The sequence below is a fragment of the Streptomyces durocortorensis genome (genome assembly GCF_016901035.1).
Taxonomy (GTDB): Bacteria; Actinomycetota; Actinomycetes; order Streptomycetales; family Streptomycetaceae; genus Streptomyces; species Streptomyces durocortorensis.
This window is the reverse complement of sequence record NZ_JAFEUF010000109.1, coordinates 1-22697: the sequence shown is the minus strand read 5'-3', so window position 1 is coordinate 22697 and position 22697 is coordinate 1. Positions and strand designations below refer to the sequence as shown.

Here is a 22697-nt window from a genome sequence, read left to right as displayed (position 1 = left end):
GTGCCGCCCGCGCCCCACCGCCCCCACGCCCTGCCCCAGGACTTCGGCGCGCTGCTGGGCCAGGACCCGGAGATCGCCGGGATCCTCCTCGCGGAGCGGGACCGGCAGGCGGGAACCCTCCAGCTGATCGCCGCCGAGAACTTCACCTCGCCCGCGGTCCTGGCCGCCCTCGGCTCCCCGCTCGCCAACAAGTACGCCGAGGGTTACCCGGGAGCCCGCCACCACGGAGGCTGCGAGCAGGCGGACGCCGCCGAACGCATCGCCGTACGCCGGGCCACCGCCCTCTTCGGCGCCGAACACGCCAACGTCCAGCCGCACTCCGGCTCCTCCGCCGTCCTCGCCGCCTACGCCGCTCTGCTGCGCCCCGGCGACACGGTCCTCGCGATGGGACTCCCGTACGGGGGACACCTCACCCACGGGTCGCCGGGCAACTTCTCCGGCCGCTGGTTCGACTTCGTCGGCTACGGGGTCGACCCGGACACCGGGCTCATCGACCACACCAGGCTCCGCGCCCTGGCCCGCGCCCGCCGCCCCAAGGCCATCGTCTGCGGCTCCATCTCCTATCCCCGCCACCCCGACTACGCGCTGTTCCGGGAGATCGCCGACGAGGTCGGGGCGTATCTGATCGTGGACGCCGCCCACCCGATGGGGCTGATCGCCGGGGGAGCGGCGCCGAACCCGGTCCCGTACGCCGACGTCGTCTGCGCCACCACGCACAAGGTGCTGCGCGGACCGCGCGGCGGCATGATCCTGTGCGGCGCGGAGCTGGCCGAGCGGATCGACCGGGCGGTGTTCCCGTTCACCCAGGGCGGGGCGCAGATGCACACGGTGGCGGCGAAGGCGGTCGCGTTCGGCGAGGCGGCCACCCCCGCGTACACGCTCTACGCCCACCAGGTCGTCGCCCACGCCCGGGTGCTCGCCGCCGGTCTGGAGGCGGAGGGCTTCGAGGTGACGACGGGCGGCACGGACACCCATATCGTCGTCGCGGACCCCGCCCCGCTCGGTGTCGACGGCCGCACCGCCCGTGAGCGTCTGGCGGCCGCCGGTGTGGTCCTGGACACCTGCGCACTGCCGTACGGTGACGCCCGGGGCATCCGCCTGGGCACCGCCGCCGTCACCACGCAGGGGATGGACGATGGGGACATGGCCCGGATCGCGGCCCTGTTCGGAGCGGCCGTACGGGAGCCGGGCGATGTGAGCCCGATCGCGGCGGAGGTCCGGGCGCTGGCGGAGCGGAATCCTCCCTATCCGGGGTAGGCGAGGCCAGTGGGTGTCACGAGTGTGGACAACTGTTCTGTGCCTCCTCGGATCGGGTCTGGTTCCCAGAGTTGTGACGTAGACCCGATGCTGGAGTCCTACGTTGGTCGGGTGAAGCTGGTGGTGCGGGTGAAGCTGCTGCCGACGCCCGTGCAGGCGGCGGCGCTTGAGGCGACTCTGTATGCCTGCAATGAGGCGGCGAACTGGGCCTCCGGGGTCGCGTTCGAGAAGAACGCGCGTCGCCCGCTGAGTCTGCGCAAGCACGCCTACCTCCCGGTCCGGGAGCGCTGGGGGCTCGGCGCACAGGCTGCCCAGCACGTGATCAAGAAGGCCTGTGACGCCTACACCACGTTGAGGGCCAACCTGCGGGGCGGCCGCTCTGGGAAGCCCGGCACGAAACGTCACACCAAGGTTTCGGGTAAGCCGGTGGCGTTTCGGGCTGAGGCGGCCCAGCCGTACGACGACCGGATGCTGTCCTGGCAGCACGAGCAGCGCACCGTGTCGATCTGGACCACCGCGGGACGGTTGAAGAACGTGGTTTTCACCGGCAAGACCGAGCAGTTGGCCGTCCTGGCCGACTGCCGCAAAGGCGAGTCCGACCTGGTCCTCCAGGGCGGCCGGTGGTACCTGATGGCTACCTGCGAGATCTCCGAAACAGCTCAGAACACCCAGCCGGTTGCCTTCATCGGCGTCGATCTGGGCATCGTGAATATCGCCGCGACTTCCGGCGGCTCCTGGCACTCCGGGCGGAACATCAACCGCAAGCGGGAGCGGGACCGGAAGCTGCGCTCGAAGCTGCAGAAGAAAGGCACGAAGTCCGCGAAGCGGCGGGCGAAGAGGTACGCGGGCCGCGAGGCTCGCCGCAACAAGGACACCAACCACAAAATCAGCAAGCGGATCGTGGCGGAGGCTGAACGCACCGGTCGCGGGATTGCCCTGGAAGAACTCACGGGCATCCGCGAACGGGCACGGCTGAGAAAGCCCCAACGCGTCATGATCCACTCCTGGCCCTTCGCGCAGCTCGGCTCCTTCATCGCCTACAAGGCGAAGCGGGCCGGGGTGCCGGTCGTCCACGTCGACCCGGCCCACACCAGCCAGGAATGCTCCCAGTGCCATCACATCGAACGCGGAAACCGGCCCTCCCAGGCCCGCTTCGCATGCAGGTCCTGCGGCTTCGTTGAGCACGCGGACCACAACTCGTCCCACAACATCGCCCACAGAGGGTGGTACGCGTGGGTCTGCGGGGCCCGGTCAACGGCCCCTGAACTCACGCTCACCGCGAGAGTTCTGGACGCAGCCGAACCCATCACAGCCAGTGATGGGTCGAGCAGCAAGCCCGGCCGTTCACGGCCGGGCGGTTTGACAGACTAGGGTGTGGGGCTGAGATGGCCGGCGAAACCTGTGGGGCAGCCCGTGCGTGATTACCTGCTGACGCTCTGTGTCACGGCAGCGGTGACCTATCTGCTGACCGGACCGGTGCGTAAGTTCGCCATCGCGGTCGGGGCGATGCCCGCGATCCGCGCGCGCGACGTCCACCGGGAGCCCACGCCCCGGCTCGGCGGGATCGCGATGTTCGGCGGGCTGTGTGCGGGACTGATCGTCGCGGACCACCTGTTCAATCTGCAGGGTGTCTTCGAACTCTCCAACGAGCCACGGGCGTTGCTCTCCGGCGCGGCCCTGATCTGGCTGATCGGCGTGCTCGACGACAAGTTCGAGATCGACGCCCTGATCAAGCTCGGCGGCCAGATGATCGCCGCCGCCGTCATGGTCATCCAGGGGCTCACGATCCTGTGGCTGCCGATCCCCGGCGTCGGCACGGTCGCCCTCACCCAGTGGCAGGGCACGCTGCTCACGGTGGCGCTGGTCGTCATCACGATCAACGCGGTGAACTTCGTCGACGGCCTGGACGGGCTCGCGGCGGGCATGGTGTGCATCGCCTCGGCGGCGTTCTTCCTCTACGCCTACCGGCTCTGGATGGGGTACGGGATCGAGGCGGCGGCCCCCGCGACGCTGTTCGCGGCGATCCTGATGGGCATGTGCCTCGGCTTCCTGCCGCACAACATGCACCCGGCGCGGATCTTCATGGGCGACTCGGGCTCGATGCTGATCGGCCTGGTCCTGGCGGCGGGCGCGATCTCGATCACGGGCCAGGTCGACCCGGACCTCATGCAGCTCTTCGAGGGCAGCGAGCGCGGCGCCACCCACGCGATGCTCCCGGTCTTCATCCCGCTGCTGCTGCCGCTGACGATCATCGCGATCCCGGCCGCCGACCTGGTCCTCGCCATCGTCCGGCGCACCTGGAACGGCCAGTCGCCGTTCGCCGCCGACCGCGGCCACCTGCACCACCGGTTGCTGGAGGTCGGCCACTCGCACAGCCGGGCCGTGCTGATCATGTACTTCTGGTCGGCCCTCATCGCCTTCGGCACGGTCGGCTACTCGGTGCACTCGGCGTCGATGTGGATCGTCTTCGTCATCCTCGCGGCGAGCGCGGTGGGCTTGGTGCTGCTTCTGATGCCGCGCTTCACCCCGCGCGCCCCGCACTGGGCCAACCGCTTCGTGCCGCCGCGCTACCGCCACCGCGCCGCGGAGCAGGCCCACTCCTCCTCGCCCTCGTACGGCGAGGAGCCGGCCCTCATGGCCTCCGGGGCCCAACGGGGCGTGGCAGAAGCTCAGATGGGCGAGGAGACCGCCGAACGGGCCCCCGTGGCGGTCGGGGTGTCCGGCGTCAACGGCGCTACCGCGATCGGCGCTCGTTCGCGGTTCTCCGATCGCCGTTCCATCGACTCCTCGCGTTGACGATTCGGAAGCCGCGGTGCATTACCAGACATTGCGCCGCCTTGTCGTGCACACACGCGCGGAGTAACTCTCATGTGTGACAGTTGGCACACTTTCCAGGTAAAGACCTCATCAAATAGTTTGTGATACCGTTCACGAGACCCGGTGACGGAGCCGAAGGACCCTAGTGAGACTGTCCTTTGGCCTGGTAAACCGCCTCGCGGACCGGGCCTACGCTCGTCCATGACGACGCCCCATTCCTCCTCTCAGACCAGTGGAGCTGCCGCCATGCAGTCCGACATGCGCGAAGTACTGCGCATCGCCACCCCCACCGCCGCGGTGGGAGCCATCGCCACGCTCGTCGGCGGGCTCGTCGTCGGCGGCAAGGGGGCGATCGGCGCCGTCGTGGGCTGTGTGGTGGTCATCCTCTTCATGGCCCTCGGACAGCTGGCGCTGCAGTGGGTCGCCAAGTCGATGCCGCACCTCTTCCAGGGCATGGGGCTGCTGGTCTACTCGGTCCAGCTCGTGCTCCTGCTCGGCCTGATCATGGCCATCAGGAACACCTCTCTCTTCGACCTCCAGGTCTTCGCCCTCACGCTGGTCGTCTCGGTGATCACGTGGATCGTCACGCAGACCGTGCTGCACGCCAGGAGCAAGACCCTGTACGTCGATCCCGACGGGGAGAGCGGGAAGACCCCGGGCGGAACCGAGGGGAAGCATGACCAGTAGGGCCGGGATAAAGCCCTGTTCGACATGCTGCTATCGTCCGGTCTCGGTTGCGGTACTGCGGGCGCGGACAACACGGCTGTCGCCTGATACATCGCGAGGCTTCGGGCCCGGCCGCCGCCTCCTCACCGTAAGAACCAGTCCGGTGCCGACCTGCGGCTGCCAGCCGCTCCGATACAACGAGGTAGCCGTATCCATGCGCCATGCAGAAGGAGCTCCTGGTGACTGCTGACGCCCAGACGCTCGCCTTCGAGGTTGACTGCCACCTGTTCCAGGGCTCGTGCGGATTCCCAGCCCCGAGCGCGTGGTCGTTCATCTTCGACCCGATCTTCTCTATCGGGCCGGTCGAGTTCAACAAGCCGATGCTGCTCGCGATCATCGGGACCTTCGCCATCCTGGCTCTGTTCTGGGCCGGCTTCTCCAAGCCCAAGGTCGTTCCGGGCAAGCTCCAGATGATCGCGGAGACGCTCTACGACTTCGTGCACCGGGGCATCGCCAAGGAGATCATCGGCAAGAAGGGCGAGCCCTTCGTCCCGCTGCTGGTGTCCCTGTTCTTCTTCGTCTGGATGCTGAACCTCTGGGCGATCATCCCGATCGCACAGTTCCCGGTGAGCTCGCTCATCGCGTACCCGGTCGGACTGGCCCTGCTGGTCTGGGTCGTCTACATGACGGTGACCTTCCGGAGCAACGGCTTCGTCGGCGGTATCCGCAACCTGTGCGTACCCAGCGGCCTGCCCAAGCCGATCTACGTGATCCTGACGCCGATCGAGTTCGTCTCGAACATCTTCGTGCGCCCCTTCACGCTGGCGGTCCGGCTCTTCGCGAACATGTTCGCCGGCCACATCCTGATCCTGGTCTTCACGATCGCGACCTGGTACATGCTCGGCACCGTGCTCGGCACCGTCTACGCCACCGCGTCGTTCGCCGTGACCCTGGCCCTGACCGTCTTCGAGATGTTCATCCAGGCGCTCCAGGCCTACGTGTTCACCGTGCTGACCGCCACGTACTTGTCCCAGGCGCTCGAAGAAGCGCACTGAGGACACCCGGGCCACCACCCGGACACCCCCTAGAACGTCCGGTGGACGCAATCTCCACCGGCCAATCAAGAGAAGGAATCACAGATCCATGTCTGAGACTCTCGCAGCCGTTGTGGGCAACGTCGGCACCATCGGTTACGGCCTCGCGGCGATCGGCCCCGGCGTCGGTATCGGCATCATCTTCGGTAACGGTGTGCAGGCCATCGCCCGTCAGCCCGAGGCGGCCGGCCTGATCCGCCAGAACATGCTGCTCGGCTTCGCGGTCATCGAGGCCCTGGCCCTGATCGGCTTCGTCGCCCCCTTCATCTACCCGAAGTAGTCCCGGCGACCTGACGATACGTTTCCGACGAAAGGTCCACCATGTTGCATCTGGCAGCCGAGGAGCCGCAGTCACCGCTGCTGCCGGTCTGGCCCGAGATCGTCATCGGTCTGATCTGCTTCAGCATTGTCTTCTTCGCGTTCTACAAGAAGCTCCTCCCGGCCATCAACAAGGCCCTGGACGAGCGTCGCGAGGCGATCGAAGGTGGCATCGAGAAGGCCGAAGCGGCTCAGACCGAGGCGCAGAGCGTTCTTGAGCAGTACAAGGCCCAGCTCGCCGAGGCCCGCCACGAGGCCGCGCGTCTGCGCCAGGAGGCGCAGGAGCAGGGCGCCGTCATCATCCAGGAGATGAAGGCGGAGGGTCAGCGCCAGCGCGAGGAGATCATCGCCGCCGGCCACACCCAGATCGAGGCCGACCGCAAGGCAGCCGCCTCGGCGCTGCGTCAGGACGTGGGCAAGCTCGCCACCGACCTGGCCGGCAAGCTCGTCGGCGAGTCCCTCCAGGACCACGCCCGGCAGAGCGGCACCGTCGACCGGTTCCTCGACGAGCTCGAGGCGAAGGCCGAGGCGGCCCGATGAACGGCGCGAGCCGCGAAGCACTGGCTGCCGCACGCGAGCGTCTCGACGCGCTGACCGACAACACGTCGGTCGACGCGGCGAAGCTCGCCGAGGAGCTGGCCTCGGTCACCTCGCTGCTCGACCGCGAAGTATCCCTGCGCCGGGTTCTCACCGACCCGGCCCAGAGCGGCGAGAGCAAGGCCGAGCTGGCCACGCGTCTGCTCAGCGGACAGGTCGGCGGCGAGACCGTCGACCTGGTCTCCGGACTCGTCCGGTCCCGCTGGTCGCAGTCCCGTGACCTGGTGGACTCGGTCGAGGAGCTGGCGAACACCGCCGACCTCACCGCGGCCCAGCGCGGCGGCCGCCTCGACGACGTCGAGGACGAGCTGTTCCGGTTCGGCCGGATCGTCGGCTCCGACACGGAGCTGCGTTCCGCGCTGACCAGCCGTACGGCCACGGCCACCGCCAAGGGCGAGCTGCTCCGCAGCCTGCTCGGCGGCAAGGCGCAGCCGGTCACCGAGCGGATCATCGTCCGCCTCGTGACCCACCCGCGTGGACGTAGCCTGGAAGCAGGGCTGGACTCGCTGTCCAAGCTCGCCGCGGAGCGCCGGAACCGCATGGTCGCCGTCGTCACCTCGGCGGTGCCGCTCAGCGACCGGCAGAAGCAGCGCCTCGGCGCCGCTCTGGCGAAGCTCTACGGCCGCGAGATGCACCTGAACCTGGACGTGGACCCCGCGGTCCTCGGCGGGATCTCGGTGCGCGTCGGTGACGAGATCATCAACGGCACCGTCGCGGAGCGCCTCGAAGAGGCGACCCGCCGCATGGCCGGCTGAGACAGAGCAAGACCTAGCAAGACCAGCGGCCCGGTTGGGCCGTGCAGAAATTGCAGAAGATTCCTGGGGGTCGGCCCCCAGACCCCCTTAAGAAACTTCGGGCCCAACAAGGAGAGCAGGGAACCCAGATGGCGGAGCTCACGATCCGGCCGGAGGAGATCCGGGACGCACTGGATAACTTTGTCCAGTCGTACCAGCCGGACGCGGCCTCGCGCGAGGAGGTCGGTACGGTCAGCGTTGCCGGCGACGGCATCGCGAAGGTGGAGGGTCTGCCCTCCGCCATGGCGAACGAGCTGCTGAAGTTCGAGGACGGCACCCTCGGTCTCGCCCTCAACCTCGAGGAGCGCGAGATCGGTGCGATCGTCCTCGGCGAGTTCAGCGGAATCGAGGAGGGCCAGCCGGTGCAGCGCACCGGTGAGGTGCTCTCCGTCGGCGTCGGCGAGGGCTACCTCGGCCGCGTCGTCGACCCGCTCGGCAACCCGATCGACGGTCTCGGCGAGATCGAGACCGACAGCCGTCGCGCCCTCGAGCTGCAGGCCCCTGGCGTCATGGTCCGCAAGTCGGTGCACGAGCCGATGCAGACCGGCTACAAGGCCGTCGACGCCATGGTGCCGATCGGCCGCGGCCAGCGTCAGCTGATCATCGGCGACCGTCAGACGGGTAAGACCGCGCTGGCCGTCGACACGATCATCAACCAGCGCGACAACTGGCGCTCGGGCGACGTGAACAAGCAGGTGCGCTGCATCTACGTCGCCATCGGTCAGAAGGGTTCCACCATCGCCTCCGTGCGTGGTGCGCTCGAAGAGGCCGGTGCGCTGGAGTACACGACCATCGTCGCCGCCCCGGCGTCCGACCCGGCCGGCTTCAAGTACCTGGCGCCGTACACCGGTTCGGCCATCGGCCAGCACTGGATGTACCAGGGCAAGCACGTCCTGATCATCTTCGACGACCTCTCGAAGCAGGCCGACGCCTACCGCGCCGTGTCCCTGCTGCTGCGCCGCCCGCCGGGCCGCGAGGCCTACCCGGGTGACGTCTTCTACCTGCACTCCCGTCTGCTGGAGCGCTGCGCGAAGCTCTCCGACGAGATGGGCGCCGGTTCGATGACGGGCCTCCCGATCGTCGAGACCAAGGCGAACGACGTGTCGGCGTTCATCCCGACCAACGTCATCTCCATCACCGACGGCCAGTGCTTCCTGGAGTCCGACCTGTTCAACGCGGGTCAGCGTCCGGCGCTCAACGTCGGTATCTCGGTCTCCCGAGTCGGTGGCTCCGCCCAGCACAAGGCCATGAAGCAGGTCTCCGGCCGGCTTCGCGTGGACCTCGCCCAGTACCGCGAGCTGGAGGCGTTCGCCGCCTTCGGTTCCGACCTGGACGCGGCCTCGAAGGCCTCGCTGGAGCGCGGTAAGCGCATGGTCGAGCTGCTGAAGCAGCCGCAGTACGCCCCGTTCCCGATGGAGGAGCAGGTCGTCTCGGTCTGGGCCGGCACCACGGGCAAGATGGACGACGTCCCGGTCGAGGACATCCGCCGCTTCGAGAGCGAGCTGCTGGAGTACCTGCGCCGTGAGCGCAAGGACCTCCTGACCAGCATCGCCGAGGGCGGCAAGATGTCCGACGACACGCTGCAGTCGATCGCCGACGCGATCGCCGCCTTCAAGCAGCAGTTCGAGACCTCGGACGGCAAGCTCCTGGGCGAGGGCTGATCGATGGGCGCTCAGCTTCGCGTTTACAAGCGCCGCATCCAAGCCGTCACCGCGACCAAGAAGATCACCAAGGCGATGGAGATGATCGCCGCCTCGCGCATCGTCAAGGCGCAGCGCAAGGTGGCGGCATCGCAGCCGTACGCGACCGAGCTCACCCGTGCGGTGACCGCGGTGGCGACCGGCTCCGACGCCAAGCACCCGCTCACCACCGAGGTCGAGACCCCGACCCGGGCCGCGGTCCTGCTCGTCACGAGCGACCGCGGTCTGGCCGGCGGTTACTCCTCCAACGCCATCAAGGCCGCGGAGCGACTGCGGGAGCGCCTTGCCTCCGAGGGCAAGGAGGTCGACACGTACATCGTCGGCCGCAAGGGTGTCGCGTACTACGGCTTCCGCGAGCGCAAGGTCGAGGAATCCTGGACCGGCTTCACCGACAACCCGGCGTACAGCGATGCCAAGCGCATCGCCGCCCCGTTGATCGAGGCCATCCAGAACGAGACGGCCGAGGGCGGCGTCGACGAGCTGCACATCGTCTTCACGGAATTCGTGTCGATGATGACGCAGAACGCGGTCGACGCCCGGATGCTGCCGCTTTCGCTCGACGAGGTCGCCGAGGAGAGCACCCGCAAGGGTGAGATCCTGCCGCTCTTCGAGTTCGAGCCGTCGGCCGAGGACGTCCTCGACGCCCTTCTGCCGCGCTACGTCGAGAGCCGTATCTACAACGCACTGCTGCAGGCTGCCGCTTCCGAGCACGCCGCCCGCCGCCGCGCGATGAAGTCGGCCACCGACAACGCCGGGGACCTCATCAAGAGTCTCTCCCGGCTTGCCAACGCGGCCCGCCAGGCCGAAATCACCCAGGAAATCAGCGAGATCGTCGGCGGTGCCAGTGCTCTGGCCGACGCGACCGCGGGGAGTGACAAGTAATGACGACCACTGTTGAGACGGCCGCTGCCACGGGCCGCGTCGCCCGGGTCATCGGCCCGGTCGTCGACGTGGAGTTCCCCGTCGACGCGATGCCGGAGATCTACAACGCCCTCCACATCGAGGTCGCCGACCCGGCCGAGGAGGGCGCTCGCAAGACGCTGACCCTCGAAGTCGCCCAGCACCTGGGCGACGGCATGGTCCGCGCGATCTCGATGCAGCCCACCGACGGCGTGGTCCGCCAGGCCCCGGTCATCAACACGGGCACGGGCATCACCGTCCCGGTCGGTGACATCACCAAGGGCAAGGTGTTCAACACCCTCGGTCAGATCCTGAACGAGCCGGAGGCCGAGGCGCAGATCACCGAGCGCTGGCCGATCCACCGCAAGGCCCCGGCCTTCGACCAGCTCGAGTCCAAGACCGAGATGTTCGAGACCGGCCTGAAGGTCGTCGACCTGCTGACCCCGTACGTCAAGGGCGGCAAGATCGGTCTGTTCGGTGGTGCGGGCGTCGGCAAGACGGTCCTCATCCAGGAAATGATCATGCGTGTGGCGAAGCTGCACGACGGTGTGTCGGTGTTCGCCGGTGTCGGCGAGCGCACCCGTGAGGGCAACGACCTCATCGACGAGATGACCGAGTCGGGCGTTCTGGAGAAGACCGCGCTCGTCTTCGGACAGATGGACGAGCCGCCGGGGACGCGTCTGCGCGTGGCCCTGTCCGCCCTGACCATGGCGGAGTACTTCCGCGATGTGCAGAAGCAGGACGTGCTGCTCTTCATCGACAACATCTTCCGCTTCACGCAGGCCGGCTCCGAGGTCTCCACGCTGCTCGGCCGCATGCCGTCCGCGGTGGGTTACCAGCCGACCCTGGCCGACGAGATGGGTGTGCTCCAGGAGCGCATCACCTCGACGCGTGGTCACTCGATCACCTCGATGCAGGCGATCTACGTCCCCGCGGACGACCTGACCGACCCGGCCCCGGCCACCACGTTCGCCCACCTCGACGCGACGACGGTTCTCTCCCGTCCGATCTCGGAGAAGGGCATCTACCCGGCCGTGGACCCGCTGGACTCCACGTCCCGCATCCTGGACCCGCGCTACATCTCCCAGGACCACTACGCCGCGGCCAGCCGCGTCAAGGGGATCCTGCAGAAGTACAAGGACCTCCAGGACATCATCGCGATCCTCGGTATCGACGAGCTGGGCGAGGAGGACAAGCTCGTTGTCCACCGTGCCCGTCGCGTCGAGCGCTTCCTGTCGCAGAACACCCACGCCGCCAAGCAGTTCACCGGCCTGGACGGTTCGGACGTCCCGCTCGACGAGTCGATCGCCGCGTTCAACGCGATCTGCGACGGGGACTACGACCACTTCCCCGAGCAGGCGTTCTTCATGTGCGGTGGCCTGGACGACCTCAAGGCCAAGGCCAAGGAGCTCGGCGTCTCCTGAGCCTCCGGCTCACCGAGGGGGGTGGGTGTGTCCCGCCCCCCTCACCACGCCCCGTAGAATTGACCCAACACCCGGCCGGGCGGCCGGGTGGTGACCCGAGGAGCCACCCTTGGCTGCTGAGCTGCATGTCGAGCTGGTCGCCGCGGACCGAAGTGTCTGGTCCGGCGAGGCCACCCTGGTCGTCGCGCGTACCACGTCCGGCGACATCGGCGTCATGCCCGGTCACCAGCCGCTTCTCGGTGTGCTGGAATCGGGCCCGGTGACGATCCGCACGAGCGAGGGCGGCACCGTGATCGCCGCCGTGCACGGTGGATTCATCTCGTTCGCGGACGACAAGCTGTCGCTGCTGGCGGAGATCGCCGAGCTGGCCGACGAGATCGATGTCCAGCGCGCCGAGCGGGCGCTGGAGCTCGCGAAGTCGGATGCCGACGCTGCCGCTGAGCGGCGCGCCGAGATCCGTCTGCGTGCGGTGGCGGTGCTCTAGCACCCCCACGGACAGATGTTTTTACTCAGCCGCGGCCCGAGCTGGAGCGATCCAGCCGTGTCGCGGCTGAGGCGATGCAGGTGCAATACGGTTGCGGTGTTCGTTACTCGACGATGCGAGGAGGTCGGTGGAGATGGTCCTCGCGTTGTGGGTGGGCTTGTCCGTCGTCGTCATGGTCCTGCTGGGACTGTTCGTGTTCGGCCTGCGCCGGCGGCTGATCCAGCGGTCCGGAGGAACCTTCGACTGCAGCCTGCGCTGGGACGTGTCGGAGGAACCGGACTCCCTCGGCAAAGGCTGGGTCTACGGGGTCGCCCGCTACAGCGGTGACCGCGTCGACTGGTTCCGGGTCTTCTCCTACGCTCCTCGCCCCCGCCGGGGCCTGGAGCGTTCTGCGATCGAGGTGATCGCCCGCCGGATGCCGGAGGGCGAGGAGGAGCTGGCGCTCCTGTCCGACTCCGTCGTGCTCGGCTGTCTCCACCGGGGGACGCGCCTGGAGCTGGCGATGAGCGAGGACGCGCTGACCGGCTTCCTGGCCTGGCTGGAGGCGGCGCCGCCCGGCCAGAGGGTGAACGTGGCGTAGAACCTGAGAACGTCGCGTAACCGCGTACGTACACAGCGAAAAACCGGGGAGACGGGGGGCGGACCCGTCTCCCCGGCGCTTTTCCGGGGTCGTGCTTGTCGTGCTTCGCGCTACGGCGTGGGGATCACTTGAGACCGTTGGCGATCGCGGTCACGAGTTCGCCGTTGGTGGTGTCACCGGAGAACTCCCAGGAGAACGCGCCTCCCAGGCCCTGGTTCTTCGCCCAGGTCATCTTCGAGCCGATGGTGGCCGGGGTGTCGTAGCTCCACCAGTTGGTGCCGCAGTGGGCGTACGCGGTGCCGGCGATGGTGCCGTTCGCCGGGCAGGAGCTCTTGAGGACCTTGTAGTCCTCGATGCCCGCCTCGTACGTGCCCGGGGCCGCGCCGGTCGCCGTGCCGCCGGGGGCGGCCTGGGTGACGCCGGTCCAGCCGCGGCCGTAGAAGCCGATGCCGAGGAGCAGCTTCTTGGCCGGGACGCCCTTCGCCTTCAGCTTGGCGATGGCGTCGGCGGAGGTGAAGCCCTGCTGGGGGATGCCGGTGTACGAGGTCAGCGGGGAGTGCGGGGCCGTCGGGCCCTTGGCCGCCCAGGCGCCGAAGAAGTCGTACGTCATCACGTTGTACCAGTCGAAGGACTGGGCCGCGCCGCCGTAGTCGGCGGCGTCGATCTTGCCGCCGCTGGAGCCGTCCGCGGTGATGGCGGCGGTGACCAGGTTGTTCGCGCCGAACTTGGCGCGCATCGCGTCGGCCATGGTCTTGATCGCGGCCGGGCCGCTGGTGTCACAGGTCAGACCACAGGCGTTGGGGTACTCCCAGTCCAGGTCGATGCCGTCGAAGACATCGGCCCAGCGGGGGTCCTCGACCAGGTCGTAGCAGGACTGGGCGAAGGCGGCGGGGTTCTGGACGGCCTGGCCGAAGCCGCCGGACCAGGTCCAGCCGCCGAAGGACCAGAGGATCTTGATGTGCGGGTACTTGGCCTTCAGCTTGCGCAGCTGGTTGAAGTTGCCGCGCAGGGGCTGGTCCCAGGTGTCGGCGACGCCGTCGACGGACTGGTCGGCGGTGTACGCCTTGTCGTAGTCGGCGTACGCGTCACCGATGGTGCACTTGCCGTTCTGCACGTTGCCGAAGGCGTAGTTGATGTGCGTGATCTTCGCGGCCGTGCCGGACGTCACCAGGTTCTTGACGTGGTAGTTGCGCCCGTAGACGCCCCAGTTGGTGAAGTAGCCCAGGTTGATCTTGTCACCGCCGGGCTGCTCGCCGCCGCCACCGGTGGTGCGTACGGCGGTGGAGGCGGAGGCCGGACCGGTCTGGTCGGCGGTGTCCCGGGCCTGCACGGCGTAGGAGTAGTCGGTGCCGGCGGTCAGGCCGGTGTTGGTGTAGGTCGTGCCGGTGACCGTGGCGACCTTGGCTCCGTCGCGCAGGACGTCGTAGTTCTTGACGCCCTTGTCGTCGGTCGCCGCGCTCCAGCTGAGCTTCACCGAAGTGTCGGTGACGTCGCCGGCGGTGGGCTTGCCGGGTGCGGAGGGCGGGTTGTCACCGGGAACGGTGGGGCCGCCGTCACAGGAGGCGCCGTTCAGCTTGCAGCCCGTGGGGGAGCCGGAGCCGGTGCCGTTGAAGCCGAAGCTGACGCTGGCGCCGGGCGCGACGGTCCCGTTCCAGGAGAGGTTCTTGGCGGTGTAGTGGTTGCCGCTCTTGGTGAGGGCGGCGTCCCAGGCGGAGCCCGCCGCGGTGCCCGAGGGGAAGTCCCACTCGATGGTCCAGGAGGAGAGCGCGGTGGTGCCGGTGTTCTTCACCGTCCACTGGCCCTCGAAACCGGTGCCCCAGTCGGACTTCTTCGTGTACGTGGCGGTGGCCGACGCGGCTGCCGAGGCGGGGGAGGCCAGTCCCACCATCGCGGCCAGCGGCACGACCAGCGCGGTCAGGCCCGCGACGACCTTGGATCTGCCGCTGACGGCGGGCATCCATCTGAATCTGGAACGGCGTTGGGGGGTATCGGTGCTCAACGGTGCTCCTCGGGTGAGGTCCAACAAACGGGGGTGATTCGTGGACTGCAAACCCTGCGCCGCCCTGAGTACGGGTGCTCTCGTACTCACCGCAGTGTGTGTTCGGTGACAGTAGAAAGGTCTGGACCAACCGTCAAGAGGTCTGGACCAAAGATCGAGAGCCCGGTCAGATCCCCAACTCCTGTGCCAGAACGGCCGCCTGGACCCGGCTGCGCAGCTTCAGCTTCCCCAGCAGCCTGCTGACGTGGGTCTTCACCGTGGCCTCCGCCATCGAGAGGCGCAGCGCGATCTCCGCGTTCGACAACCCCTCGCCCAGGCACCCCAGCACCTCGCGCTCGCGCCGGGTGAGCGCCTCCAGCGCCTCCAGCACCGCCGGATCAACCGTGCTCCGTTCGCGTACGGCTCCGCCTCCCGCGCCTGCTCCGGCGAACTCGGCGATCAGCCGGCGGGTCACGGCCGGGGCGATCAGCCCCTCGCCCCGCGCCACCGTCCGTACCGCCTCCAGCAGATCGCGGGCGTCGGTGTTCTTCAGCAGAAAGCCCGAAGCGCCCGCGCGCAGCGCCCCGAAGACGTACTCGTCCAGGTCGAACGTGGTCAGCACGAGGACGTCCGCCAGCTCCTCCGCCACCACCTGCCGGGTCGCCGACACCCCGTCCAGGCGCGGCATCTGCACATCCATCAGGACGAGATCCGGACGGAGTTCACGCGCCAGGCGCACCGCGGCCTCGCCGTCCCCCGCCTCTCCGGCGACCTCGATGTCCGGCGCGCTGGAGAGGATCAGCACCAGCCCCGCGCGCACCGCCGACTGGTCCTCCGCGACCAGTACCCGGATCGTCATTCCCGCATCGTCCTCTCCGTCACGGGCAGTTCGGCCCGCACCCGCCAGATCTTCGCGCCGTCCCCGCCCGGTTCGGCCCCCGCCGCGAACGTCCCGCCGAGCAGCGCCACCCGCTCCCGCATGCCCACCAGGCCCGCCCCCGAACCGGGCGCCGTGGGCCCGGTCCGGCTGCCGAAAACACTGGTCACCTCGACCGTCAGCAGCTCCCCGGTCCGGCCGAGCCGCACCACGACGGGGCCCGGCGCCGCGTGCTTGAGGGCGTTGGTCAGGGACTCCTGCACGATGCGGTACGCGGCCAGCTCGACCGGCGTCGGCAACGCGCCCGCCCCCGGGGCCCGGGCGTCCTCCAGGGTGCAGACGAGCCCGCCGGACGCCCCGTTGGCGTTCGTCTGCTCGACCAGGGCGTCCAGGGCCGCCAGCGTCGGGGCCGCGACCGGGGCCTGGTCCTCGCCGCCCTCCCGCAGAAGCCCGATGAGCCGGCGCATCTCCGCGAGTCCCTCGACGCTGTTCTCCCGGATCACCTTCAGGGCGTTCCGGGAGGTCTCCGGGTCGTCGATGGACAGGGCCGCCGTGGAGTGGATCGCCACGGCGGAGAGGTGGTTGGCCACCATGTCGTGCAGCTCCCGCGCCATCCGGGCCCGCTCGGCGACCACCGCCTGCGTCCGGTCCATCTCGGCGAGCCGCGCGGTCTGGGCGGCGGCCAGCCGGGCGTTGTCGGCGGCGGTGCGATGGCTGCGCACACTGACCCCGGTGAGGGCGGGAACGAAGGAGACCAGCCCGATGACCAGGCCGATCAGCAGCGCCTCGGGCTTACGGAACCAGGCCAGGAAGCCGATCGTGGACGCGACGGTGATCAGGAGCGTGGCCGGCGGGAGGCGGCGGGCGGCGGCCGGGGTGCCGTACAGGACAGCGGCGTACATGACGTCCGTGAACATCAGGATGGTGGCGAGGCTGCCCCGGGTGAACTGGTCCGCGACCAGCGCGAGCACCCCGATCGTCAGTGCCGTGCGCGGGGCGTCGCGGCGCAGCAGCTCGGCCGCGGCCATGGCGGTCAGCGGTACGAGGGTGACCCAGGACGCGGAGAAGGGGTGGCCGCCCTGGGTGTGGAGGCCCAGCAGCCACAGGAGCAGCCCCCCGAGCAGTCCGGAGACGGCGAGGGCCACCGCGTCGCGGTCGGGGCGGATCGAGGTGAGCACCCCTCCATCCAACACGCGCCGCCGCCCCGGGGCCTCCCTTCGCGGGCCGATCCGCGACTACATCGAAGGATGCAGTGCCGTTTCGTCACTGCCGACGACGTGTCCGCGCCCGGCGGCCGGGAGGCTGGAGGGGAACGGGAGGAGAGAGTCGTGATCGCCCTACTGGTCGTGGCCTGCGAGGTCGCATTCTGGGTTCTGCTGGCCGCCGGACTCGCCCTGCGGTACGTCGCGAGGAAACCGAAGCTCGGCGCGGCCGTGCTGCTGTGCGAACCGCTGCTGGAGGTCGTGCTGCTGGTGGTGACGGCCATCGACCTGAAGAACGGGGCCGAGCCGGACTGGAAGCACGGCCTGGCCGCCGTCTACATCGGCTTCACGGTGGGGCTCGGCCACCACACCATCAAGAAGGTGGACGCCTGGGTCGCCCACCGCTGGTTCGACGGCCCGCCGCCGGTCAGGCCGCCGAAGTACGGCACAGCCCGCGCGATCCACGAGTGGCGCACCGCCGCCCGCTGGATCCTCGCGGCGGCGGTCGCCCTGGCCCTGCTCCAGGCGGCGGTCTGGTACGTCGGCCCGGACGGGGCGATCAGCTCGCTGCGGGCCTGGCAGCAGAAGATGGGCATCGTGATCGGGATCAACCTGATCATCGCCGGCAGCTACACGTTCTTCCCCAAGCAGGCTCCCAAGGACGTGGTGACGGACCGCGAGCCGGCCGACCGGCTCTAGGCTCCAGGGCCTACCGCTCGCCGCCCGGCACCCACAGCACGTCCCCGACCTCCTTGTTCGCGCTCCGCGCCAGGATGAACAGGAGGTCGGAGAGGCGGTTGAGGTAGGTGGCGGTCAGGGTGTTCATCGACTCGCCATGCACCTCCAGGGCCGCCCAGGTGGACCGCTCGGCCCGCCGGACCACCGTGCACGCCTGGTGCAGGAGAGCCGCCCCCGGCGTACCGCCCGGCAGGATGAAGCTGCGGAGCTTCTCCAGCTCCTCCAGGAAGCGGTCGCAGTCCGCCTCCAGCTTGTCGATGTAGGACTGCTCGACCCGCAGCGGCGGGTACTTCGGGTCCTCGACCACGGGGGTGCTGAGGTCCGCGCCCACGTCGAAGAGGTCGTTCTGGACGCGCACGAGAACCTTCACCACCTCCTCGGGCAGCTGCCCGAGTGCGACGGCGGTCCCGATCACCGCGTTGGCCTCGTTGGCGTCCGCGTACGCCGAGATCCGCAGATCGGTCTTGGCGGTGCGGCTCATGTCGCCGAGGGCCGTCGTGCCCTGGTCGCCGGTCCGGGTGTAGATGCGCGTCAGATTGACCATGAGGTCAGCGTAGTTATGCTCCGGCCCGCCGGAAGACCCGTGTGCCCACTGTCACGGCCGCGGCGGTGAAACCCGCGGCGACCAGGACCCCGTGGAGCCTGTGCGTCGTGGCGTACGAGCCCGTGCGCCCGAACTCCTGCGGGGTGGAGACGCGCAGGGCCAGGGCGTACGAGAGGGAGGCCGGCGAGAGCGCAGGCACCCCGGTGGAGGCGAAGCCGATCAGGTCCTCAACTACGCGCGGCGCGGAGCCGAATGACGCGTCCCGGTGTGATGTCCGTCATCTGAGACGTGACGCGCATCTCTTCACCGCCCCAGCGCGCCCGACGGGTACTAACCTCCGCCGGAGAGCAATGTGAACCGCCGTGAACAAATGCGCACGGGCGAACAGAAACCAAGGGGTGCGAACGTGGCCAGGAAGCTCGCCGTCATCGGGGCCGGACTCATGGGGTCCGGGATCGCGCAGGTCTCCGCCCAGGCGGGCTGGGACGTCGTGCTGCGGGACGTCACCGACGCCGCGCTGACCCGGGGCCGCGACGGCATCAAGGCCTCGTACGACAAGTTCGTCGCCAAGGGCAAGCTGGAGGCGGCCGACGCCGAGGCCGCGCTCGCCCGCATCACCACGACCACCGACCTCGACGCCGTGGCCGACGCGGACATCGTCGTGGAGGCCGTCTTCGAGAAGCTGGAAGTCAAGCACGAGATCTTCCGCGCCCTCGACAAGGTCGTCGGCGAGCACACCGTCCTCGCCTCCAACACCTCCGCCATCCCGATCACCAAGATCGCGGCCGTGACGGAGCGTCCGGAGCGCGTCGTCGGCGTGCACTTCTTCTCGCCGGTCCCGATGATGCAGCTCTGCGAGCTGGTGCGCGGCTACAAGACCAGCGACGAATCCCTCGCCACCGCACGGGAGTTCGCCGAGTCGGTCGGCAAGACCTGCATCGTCGTCAACCGCGACGTGGCGGGCTTCGTCACCACCCGGCTGATCTCGGCGCTGGTCGTCGAGGCCGCCAAGCTGTACGAGTCGGGCGTTGCGACCGCCGAGGACATCGACACCGCCTGCAAGCTCGGCTTCGGCCACGCCATGGGCCCGCTCGCCACCGCGGACCTGACCGGCGTCGACATCCTGCTGCACGCCACGAGCAACATCTACACCGAGTCGCAGGACGAGAAGTTCGCGGCTCCCGAGCTGATGCGCCGGATGGTCGACGCAGGTGACATCGGGCGCAAGAGCGGGCAGGGCTTCTACACGTACTGATCGGATCCCGCGCGGATCCTGATCGGATCAGCCCTCTCGGCCCCGTCGGCCAACCGCCGCCGGGGCCGGGGGAGCCGGGGATTGTATCCGGCGGTGACCGGCCGCCGACGAACCGGAGTCACTCCACCGAGTGAATTCGGTATCGGTTCGCTTACAGACGGCAACTTCCCCGTCGTTGCGGCAGTCAGTGGTGGCAGAGGCACGGCCGGCGTGACGGCGGATCAGACGGACAGACAGACCGACGGACCTACTACGGAGTATGACCGGGGAGCGCATATGCATATCAGGGGCGACCACGCCGAGCTGGTCGTCGGGGGCCGCCTCGACGTCCGAAGCGCGGCGGACGCCCGTACGGTCCTGCACTCCGCCGTGGACGACGGAGTCGGCGACCTCGTGCTGGACCTGACCGAGCTGGACTCCTGGGACGCCACCGGACTCGGCGTCATCATGGGGGCCCACCGCCGGGCCGGAAGAGCCGGCCGCCGCCTCGTGCTGCGCGGCGTGCCACCGCAGATGCAGCGCCTCCTGGTGGCCACCCGGCTGCACCGCATCCTGGCCATCGAGGGCGGCATCGCCGCGGAGTCGCTGCCGCGCGTCTGAGCAGCCGCCGGGCGGACGGGCGCGGGCGGGCACCGGTGGACGGGCACGGGCATCAGGCACGGAAGTCACGCAATCCTCACCGGAACGTGACGTCCTGGACGGCGTGGCACCCCGGCGCTTCATGAATACTGTGCCAAGGTCTAGGGTTCGGCCGTCCGCCGAATGACAACGAACCCATGGCGGACACCGGACCGGAAGCGACAGCGGGGCGCGTGTGAGGCCGGGAGGGGCAACCGCGCACGACGCGTCTGGGGGACTTTGCGATGGACCCGACACACCGGGCACCCGATGAGTACGGGCAGGGCCACGGCCGTTCCGGCGGCGAGCCCGGCCAACGCCGGCCGTCCCGCGACTCCGGCGGCGCCGACTTCGGCCCGCAGACACCGCAGCAGGTCCGCGTCGTCCAGCTGACGGCCGGTGACCTGCTGCTCACGGTCAACCCCGTCGACGGCAGCGAGGTCGAGGCGATTCCGCCCGGCTCACGACCCGACGCCCCGGTCCGCCGCACCCCCGCCGAACGCGCCGACCACGAACGCGCCGGCGCACCCCCCGTGCCCGCCGGACCGCCCGCCCCGCAGCTGCCGCTCCTGGAGCGCCAGGAGGAGCGCGAGCGCCTGGTCCGCCTGCTGGCGCGCGGCCGCCGCGTCCGCCTCACCGGCCAGCCCGGCTCCGGCCGCAGCGCGCTGCTGGACGCCGTCGCCGCCGCCGACTCCGACCTGGCCCCCGACGGCGTCGTCCGCCTCAACGGCCGCGGCCGCACCGGCGCCGATCTGCTGCACGCCCTCTTCGACACCGTGTACAAGGCCCCGGGCCACCGCCCCGACCGCGACGAACTGCTCGCGCTCGTGAGGTCCATCGGGGCCGTCGTCACCGTCGACGACCTGGAGATCGGGGGAGCGGCCCTCGACGAACTGCTCGCCGCCACCCCCGAGTGCGCCTTCCTGCTCGCCGCCACCACCGACAGCGCCACCCCCGGCGTCGACGCCCACCTGGAGGAGGTGCTCCTCGCCGGCCTCGGCCGCGGCGCCTCGCTGGCCCTGCTGGAGAAGGTCGTCGAGCGCCCCCTCACGGAGGAGGAGCGGAACTGGGCGGGCGACCTCTGGTTCGAGTCCGAGGGCCTGCCGCTGCGCTTCGTCCAGGCCGGGTCGCTCCTCGTCCAGCGCGACCGGCTGCGGGAGACCCCCGAAGCTTTTGACGAGTACGACTACTTCGAGCCACGCGCGGACGACGCGCCCAAGGCCGCCCCCGCACCCGTCGGCGAGGGCATCGACATCCCCCTGCCGAGCCTCGGCGAGGGCGCCGCGCCCGCCGAGCTGCTCGCCTCCCGGCTCAGCGAGGCGGCCCGCGCCACCCTGCGCTTCGCCGTCGCCCTCGGCGGCGAGGTGCCCCACCAGGCCCATCTGCCGGCCCTCGTGGGCGACACCCACGCGGACGCCGCGCTCGGCGAGCTCGCCGGCTGCGGCCTGCTCTCCCCGGCCGGACCGCGCTACCGCCTCGCCGCCGGAGTCCTCGCTCAGCTCGAGGCGGCCGGCTACGAGGACGACGCCGGCACCCACGCCCGTACCGCCGCCCAGCACTACGCCTGGTGGACCTCGCACCCCTCGGTCACCCCGCAGCGCGCCGTCGCCGAGGCCGACGCGATCGTCGCCTCCCTGACCCGGCTGGTCCCGGGCGACGAGGCGGGAGCGGCCAGCGCGGCCGTCCTGCTGGCCCGCGGCGCCTCCCCGGCCTTCGCCGCGGGCCTGGGCTGGGGAGCCTGGGAGCGGGCCCTCAGGATCGGCCAGGAGGCCGCCAGGATCGCCGGCGAGGTCGCCGAGGAGGCCTACTTCCACCACGAGTTGGGCGTCCTCGCGCTCTGCACCGGCAACCCGGGCCGGGCCCGCACCGAGCTGGAGACCTCGATCGGGATGCGCGGCGCGCTCGCCGACAAGTCCGGCGCCGTGGCCGGCCGCCGCGCGCTCGCCCTGGTCGCGGACCGCTCCGGCGACTTCGCCCCTCTCGGCCGGACCCCCTCGGGCGACGAGGTGCCCGCCGTGTTCCAGGAGGCTGCGGGCACGCCGCCGGGCGGGACACCGGGTGCGCCGCTCTTCCTCCGCAACACCGCCGAGGAGGAGCCCACGGTCGTCTCCTCGCTGCCGCCCGGCCCCACCGCGCGCAAGGGCTCCGGCCGCGCCGTACTGGGCGGCGCCCGGCGCAACCTGGCCGCCGCGGGCGCGGGCGCCCTGCTGATCGCGGTGCTCGGCACCGTCGTCACACTCGGCGTCACCTCGGGCGACGGCGACGAGCCGGACAGCCGCAACGTCACCACCGAGCAGACCGCCACCGAGGACGCGACCGACGACGGCCTGCCCGCGGACGAGACGGACGACGGCTCGCCCCCGGCCGACGACCCCACCGGCGAGGCGTCCACGGCCCCGAGCGCCTCGGAGTCGGCGAGCCCCAGCACCTCCGGCTCCCCGTCCCCGAGCGCCTCGTCGTCGGGAGGTACATCCCCTACGGACGAGCCGTCGGACGGGGAGAGCAGCTCCTCCGGCGATCCCTCGCCGAGCGGAAAGCCGACCAAGCCCACCAAGCCGCCGACGACCCCGCCCACCACGCCGCCGACGACTCCGCCCACCGAGACGCCGACGACCCCGCCGACCGAACCGCCGACCGACGACCCGGAGCCGCCCCCGGCGGAGGGCTCCTCCTCGGCGAGCGGCCCGGTGGAATCGGCCTCCGCCCCCGTCGAGTCCGCGAGCGCATCGGAGTCCGACGCGGCGGCCTGAGCGCGCCGGACAACAGTGAGGGGGGGGGGGGGGGGGGGGGGGGGGGGGGGGGGGGGGGGGGGGGGGGGGGGGGGGGGGGGGGGGGGGGGCGGGGGCGGGGGGGG

Annotated in this window: 21 protein-coding genes and 1 pseudogene; 17 read left to right on the top strand and 5 right to left on the bottom strand. The window is 70.1% G+C overall.

All coding sequences use genetic code 11. The features are described from left to right. The 13 genes from glyA to JS521_RS20470 all read left to right on the top strand — a co-directional run bounded on the left by glyA (position 1) and on the right by JS521_RS20470 (position 12631). Positions 1-1257 carry a serine hydroxymethyltransferase gene (glyA, locus tag JS521_RS20530; RefSeq protein WP_205084431.1) on the top strand — a complete coding sequence of 419 codons (1257 nt, stop codon included), beginning with the start codon at positions 1-3 and terminating at the stop codon, positions 1255-1257. A gap of 111 nt (positions 1258-1368) precedes the next feature. Beyond that, on the top strand, positions 1369-2628 hold the full coding sequence (locus JS521_RS20525; protein WP_307847927.1) for an RNA-guided endonuclease InsQ/TnpB family protein: 1260 nt from the start codon (positions 1369-1371) through the stop codon (positions 2626-2628). A gap of 30 nt (positions 2629-2658) precedes the next feature. Continuing rightward, the gene (locus JS521_RS20520; RefSeq protein WP_205084430.1) at positions 2659-4053 is read left to right on the top strand and encodes an MraY family glycosyltransferase; all 1395 of its coding nucleotides are present in this window, start codon (positions 2659-2661) and stop codon (positions 4051-4053) included. 267 nt (positions 4054-4320) lie between these two features. Beyond that, positions 4321-4761, top strand: a complete 441-nt coding sequence (locus tag JS521_RS20515) for a Cg1360 family ATP-synthase-associated protein (RefSeq protein WP_030810999.1) — start codon at positions 4321-4323, stop codon at positions 4759-4761. 200 nt (positions 4762-4961) lie between these two features. Beyond that, positions 4962-5795: a F0F1 ATP synthase subunit A gene (gene atpB, locus JS521_RS20510; protein WP_010060171.1), complete on the top strand. Its 834-nt coding sequence runs from the start codon at positions 4962-4964 to the stop codon at positions 5793-5795. 88 nt (positions 5796-5883) lie between these two features. Further along, positions 5884-6114, top strand: coding sequence for an ATP synthase F0 subunit C (atpE, locus tag JS521_RS20505; RefSeq protein ID WP_006127588.1), 231 nt, complete (start codon positions 5884-5886; stop codon positions 6112-6114). A gap of 41 nt (positions 6115-6155) precedes the next feature. Continuing rightward, the gene (locus tag JS521_RS20500; RefSeq protein ID WP_010060169.1) at positions 6156-6692 is read left to right on the top strand and encodes a F0F1 ATP synthase subunit B; all 537 of its coding nucleotides are present in this window, start codon (positions 6156-6158) and stop codon (positions 6690-6692) included. Further along, on the top strand, positions 6689-7504 hold the full coding sequence (locus JS521_RS20495) for a F0F1 ATP synthase subunit delta (RefSeq protein WP_205084429.1): 816 nt from the start codon (positions 6689-6691) through the stop codon (positions 7502-7504). Before JS521_RS20500 ends, JS521_RS20495 begins: the two co-directional genes overlap by 4 nt. A 128-nt stretch (positions 7505-7632) precedes the next feature. Then, positions 7633-9204: a F0F1 ATP synthase subunit alpha gene (gene atpA / locus JS521_RS20490; RefSeq protein ID WP_010060167.1), complete on the top strand. Its 1572-nt coding sequence runs from the start codon at positions 7633-7635 to the stop codon at positions 9202-9204. A 3-nt stretch (positions 9205-9207) separates the two neighbouring features. Continuing rightward, positions 9208-10125, top strand: a complete 918-nt coding sequence (locus tag JS521_RS20485) for a F0F1 ATP synthase subunit gamma (protein WP_205084428.1) — start codon at positions 9208-9210, stop codon at positions 10123-10125. Next, a complete protein-coding gene (gene atpD / locus JS521_RS20480) occupies positions 10125-11567 on the top strand; it encodes a F0F1 ATP synthase subunit beta (protein ID WP_205084427.1) in 1443 nt (480 codons plus the stop codon). Before JS521_RS20485 ends, atpD begins: the two co-directional genes overlap by 1 nt. A gap of 109 nt (positions 11568-11676) precedes the next feature. Continuing rightward, entirely contained in the window at positions 11677-12051 is a 375-nt protein-coding gene (locus JS521_RS20475) for a F0F1 ATP synthase subunit epsilon (protein WP_010060164.1), read from the top strand. A gap of 133 nt (positions 12052-12184) precedes the next feature. After that, on the top strand, positions 12185-12631 hold the full coding sequence (locus JS521_RS20470) for a DUF2550 domain-containing protein (protein WP_006127595.1): 447 nt from the start codon (positions 12185-12187) through the stop codon (positions 12629-12631). Between the two features lie 124 nt (positions 12632-12755). Here the strand turns inward: JS521_RS20470 and JS521_RS20465 are convergent, their stop codons facing one another. The 3 genes from JS521_RS20465 to JS521_RS20455 all read right to left on the bottom strand — a co-directional run bounded on the left by JS521_RS20465 (position 12756) and on the right by JS521_RS20455 (position 16664). Beyond that, on the bottom strand, positions 12756-14630 hold the full coding sequence (locus JS521_RS20465) for a glycoside hydrolase family 18 chitinase (protein ID WP_205084426.1): 1875 nt from the start codon (positions 14628-14630) through the stop codon (positions 12756-12758). Between the two features lie 166 nt (positions 14631-14796). Next, complete coding sequence (locus tag JS521_RS20460; RefSeq protein ID WP_205084425.1) at positions 14797-15468, bottom strand: response regulator; 672 nt, start codon at positions 15466-15468, stop codon at positions 14797-14799. Beyond that, positions 15465-16664: a sensor histidine kinase gene (locus JS521_RS20455; protein ID WP_205084424.1), complete on the bottom strand. Its 1200-nt coding sequence runs from the start codon at positions 16662-16664 to the stop codon at positions 15465-15467. The genes JS521_RS20460 and JS521_RS20455 overlap by 4 nt, the downstream gene beginning before the upstream one ends. Before the next feature lie 150 nt (positions 16665-16814). Here JS521_RS20455 and JS521_RS20450 point away from each other — a divergent pair, with 150 nt between their 5' ends. After that, positions 16815-17387, top strand: coding sequence for a hypothetical protein (locus JS521_RS20450; RefSeq protein WP_205084423.1), 573 nt, complete (start codon positions 16815-16817; stop codon positions 17385-17387). Between the two features lie 10 nt (positions 17388-17397). Here JS521_RS20450 and JS521_RS20445 read toward each other — a convergent pair whose 3' ends face one another. Continuing rightward, positions 17398-17970: a cob(I)yrinic acid a,c-diamide adenosyltransferase gene (locus JS521_RS20445; protein WP_205084422.1), complete on the bottom strand. Its 573-nt coding sequence runs from the start codon at positions 17968-17970 to the stop codon at positions 17398-17400. Between the two features lie 13 nt (positions 17971-17983). Beyond that, positions 17984-18193 (bottom strand): annotated as a pseudogene (locus JS521_RS20440) (ABC transporter permease); the annotation flags it as partial. Positions 18194-18376: 183 nt separating this feature from the next. Here JS521_RS20440 and JS521_RS20435 point away from each other — a divergent pair. From JS521_RS20435 to JS521_RS20425, 3 genes are all read left to right on the top strand, one after another. After that, positions 18377-19225, top strand: coding sequence for a 3-hydroxyacyl-CoA dehydrogenase family protein (locus tag JS521_RS20435; protein WP_205084421.1), 849 nt, complete (start codon positions 18377-18379; stop codon positions 19223-19225). 276 nt (positions 19226-19501) lie between these two features. Next, positions 19502-19825, top strand: coding sequence for an STAS domain-containing protein (locus JS521_RS20430; RefSeq protein WP_003966237.1), 324 nt, complete (start codon positions 19502-19504; stop codon positions 19823-19825). Between the two features lie 263 nt (positions 19826-20088). Next, entirely contained in the window at positions 20089-22593 is a 2505-nt protein-coding gene (locus JS521_RS20425) for an ATP-binding protein (protein ID WP_205084420.1), read from the top strand. Positions 22594-22697 lie beyond the last annotated feature (104 nt).

Coding starts and splice junctions, on each gene's coding strand:
- JS521_RS20495 (WP_205084429.1), top strand. CDS start 6,689: ATGAACGGCGCGAGCCGCGAAGCACTGGCTGCCGCACGCGAGCGTCTC.
- JS521_RS20515 (WP_030810999.1), top strand. CDS start 4,321: ATGCAGTCCGACATGCGCGAAGTACTGCGCATCGCCACCCCCACCGCC.
- JS521_RS20460 (WP_205084425.1), bottom strand. CDS start 15,468: ATGACGATCCGGGTACTGGTCGCGGAGGACCAGTCGGCGGTGCGCGCG.
- JS521_RS20485 (WP_205084428.1), top strand. CDS start 9,208: ATGGGCGCTCAGCTTCGCGTTTACAAGCGCCGCATCCAAGCCGTCACC.
- atpB (WP_010060171.1), top strand. CDS start 4,962: ATGCAGAAGGAGCTCCTGGTGACTGCTGACGCCCAGACGCTCGCCTTC.
- atpD (WP_205084427.1), top strand. CDS start 10,125: ATGACGACCACTGTTGAGACGGCCGCTGCCACGGGCCGCGTCGCCCGG.
- JS521_RS20470 (WP_006127595.1), top strand. CDS start 12,185: ATGGTCCTCGCGTTGTGGGTGGGCTTGTCCGTCGTCGTCATGGTCCTG.
- JS521_RS20430 (WP_003966237.1), top strand. CDS start 19,502: ATGCATATCAGGGGCGACCACGCCGAGCTGGTCGTCGGGGGCCGCCTC.
- JS521_RS20500 (WP_010060169.1), top strand. CDS start 6,156: ATGTTGCATCTGGCAGCCGAGGAGCCGCAGTCACCGCTGCTGCCGGTC.
- JS521_RS20425 (WP_205084420.1), top strand. CDS start 20,089: ATGGACCCGACACACCGGGCACCCGATGAGTACGGGCAGGGCCACGGC.
- atpA (WP_010060167.1), top strand. CDS start 7,633: ATGGCGGAGCTCACGATCCGGCCGGAGGAGATCCGGGACGCACTGGAT.
- JS521_RS20445 (WP_205084422.1), bottom strand. CDS start 17,970: ATGGTCAATCTGACGCGCATCTACACCCGGACCGGCGACCAGGGCACG.
- atpE (WP_006127588.1), top strand. CDS start 5,884: ATGTCTGAGACTCTCGCAGCCGTTGTGGGCAACGTCGGCACCATCGGT.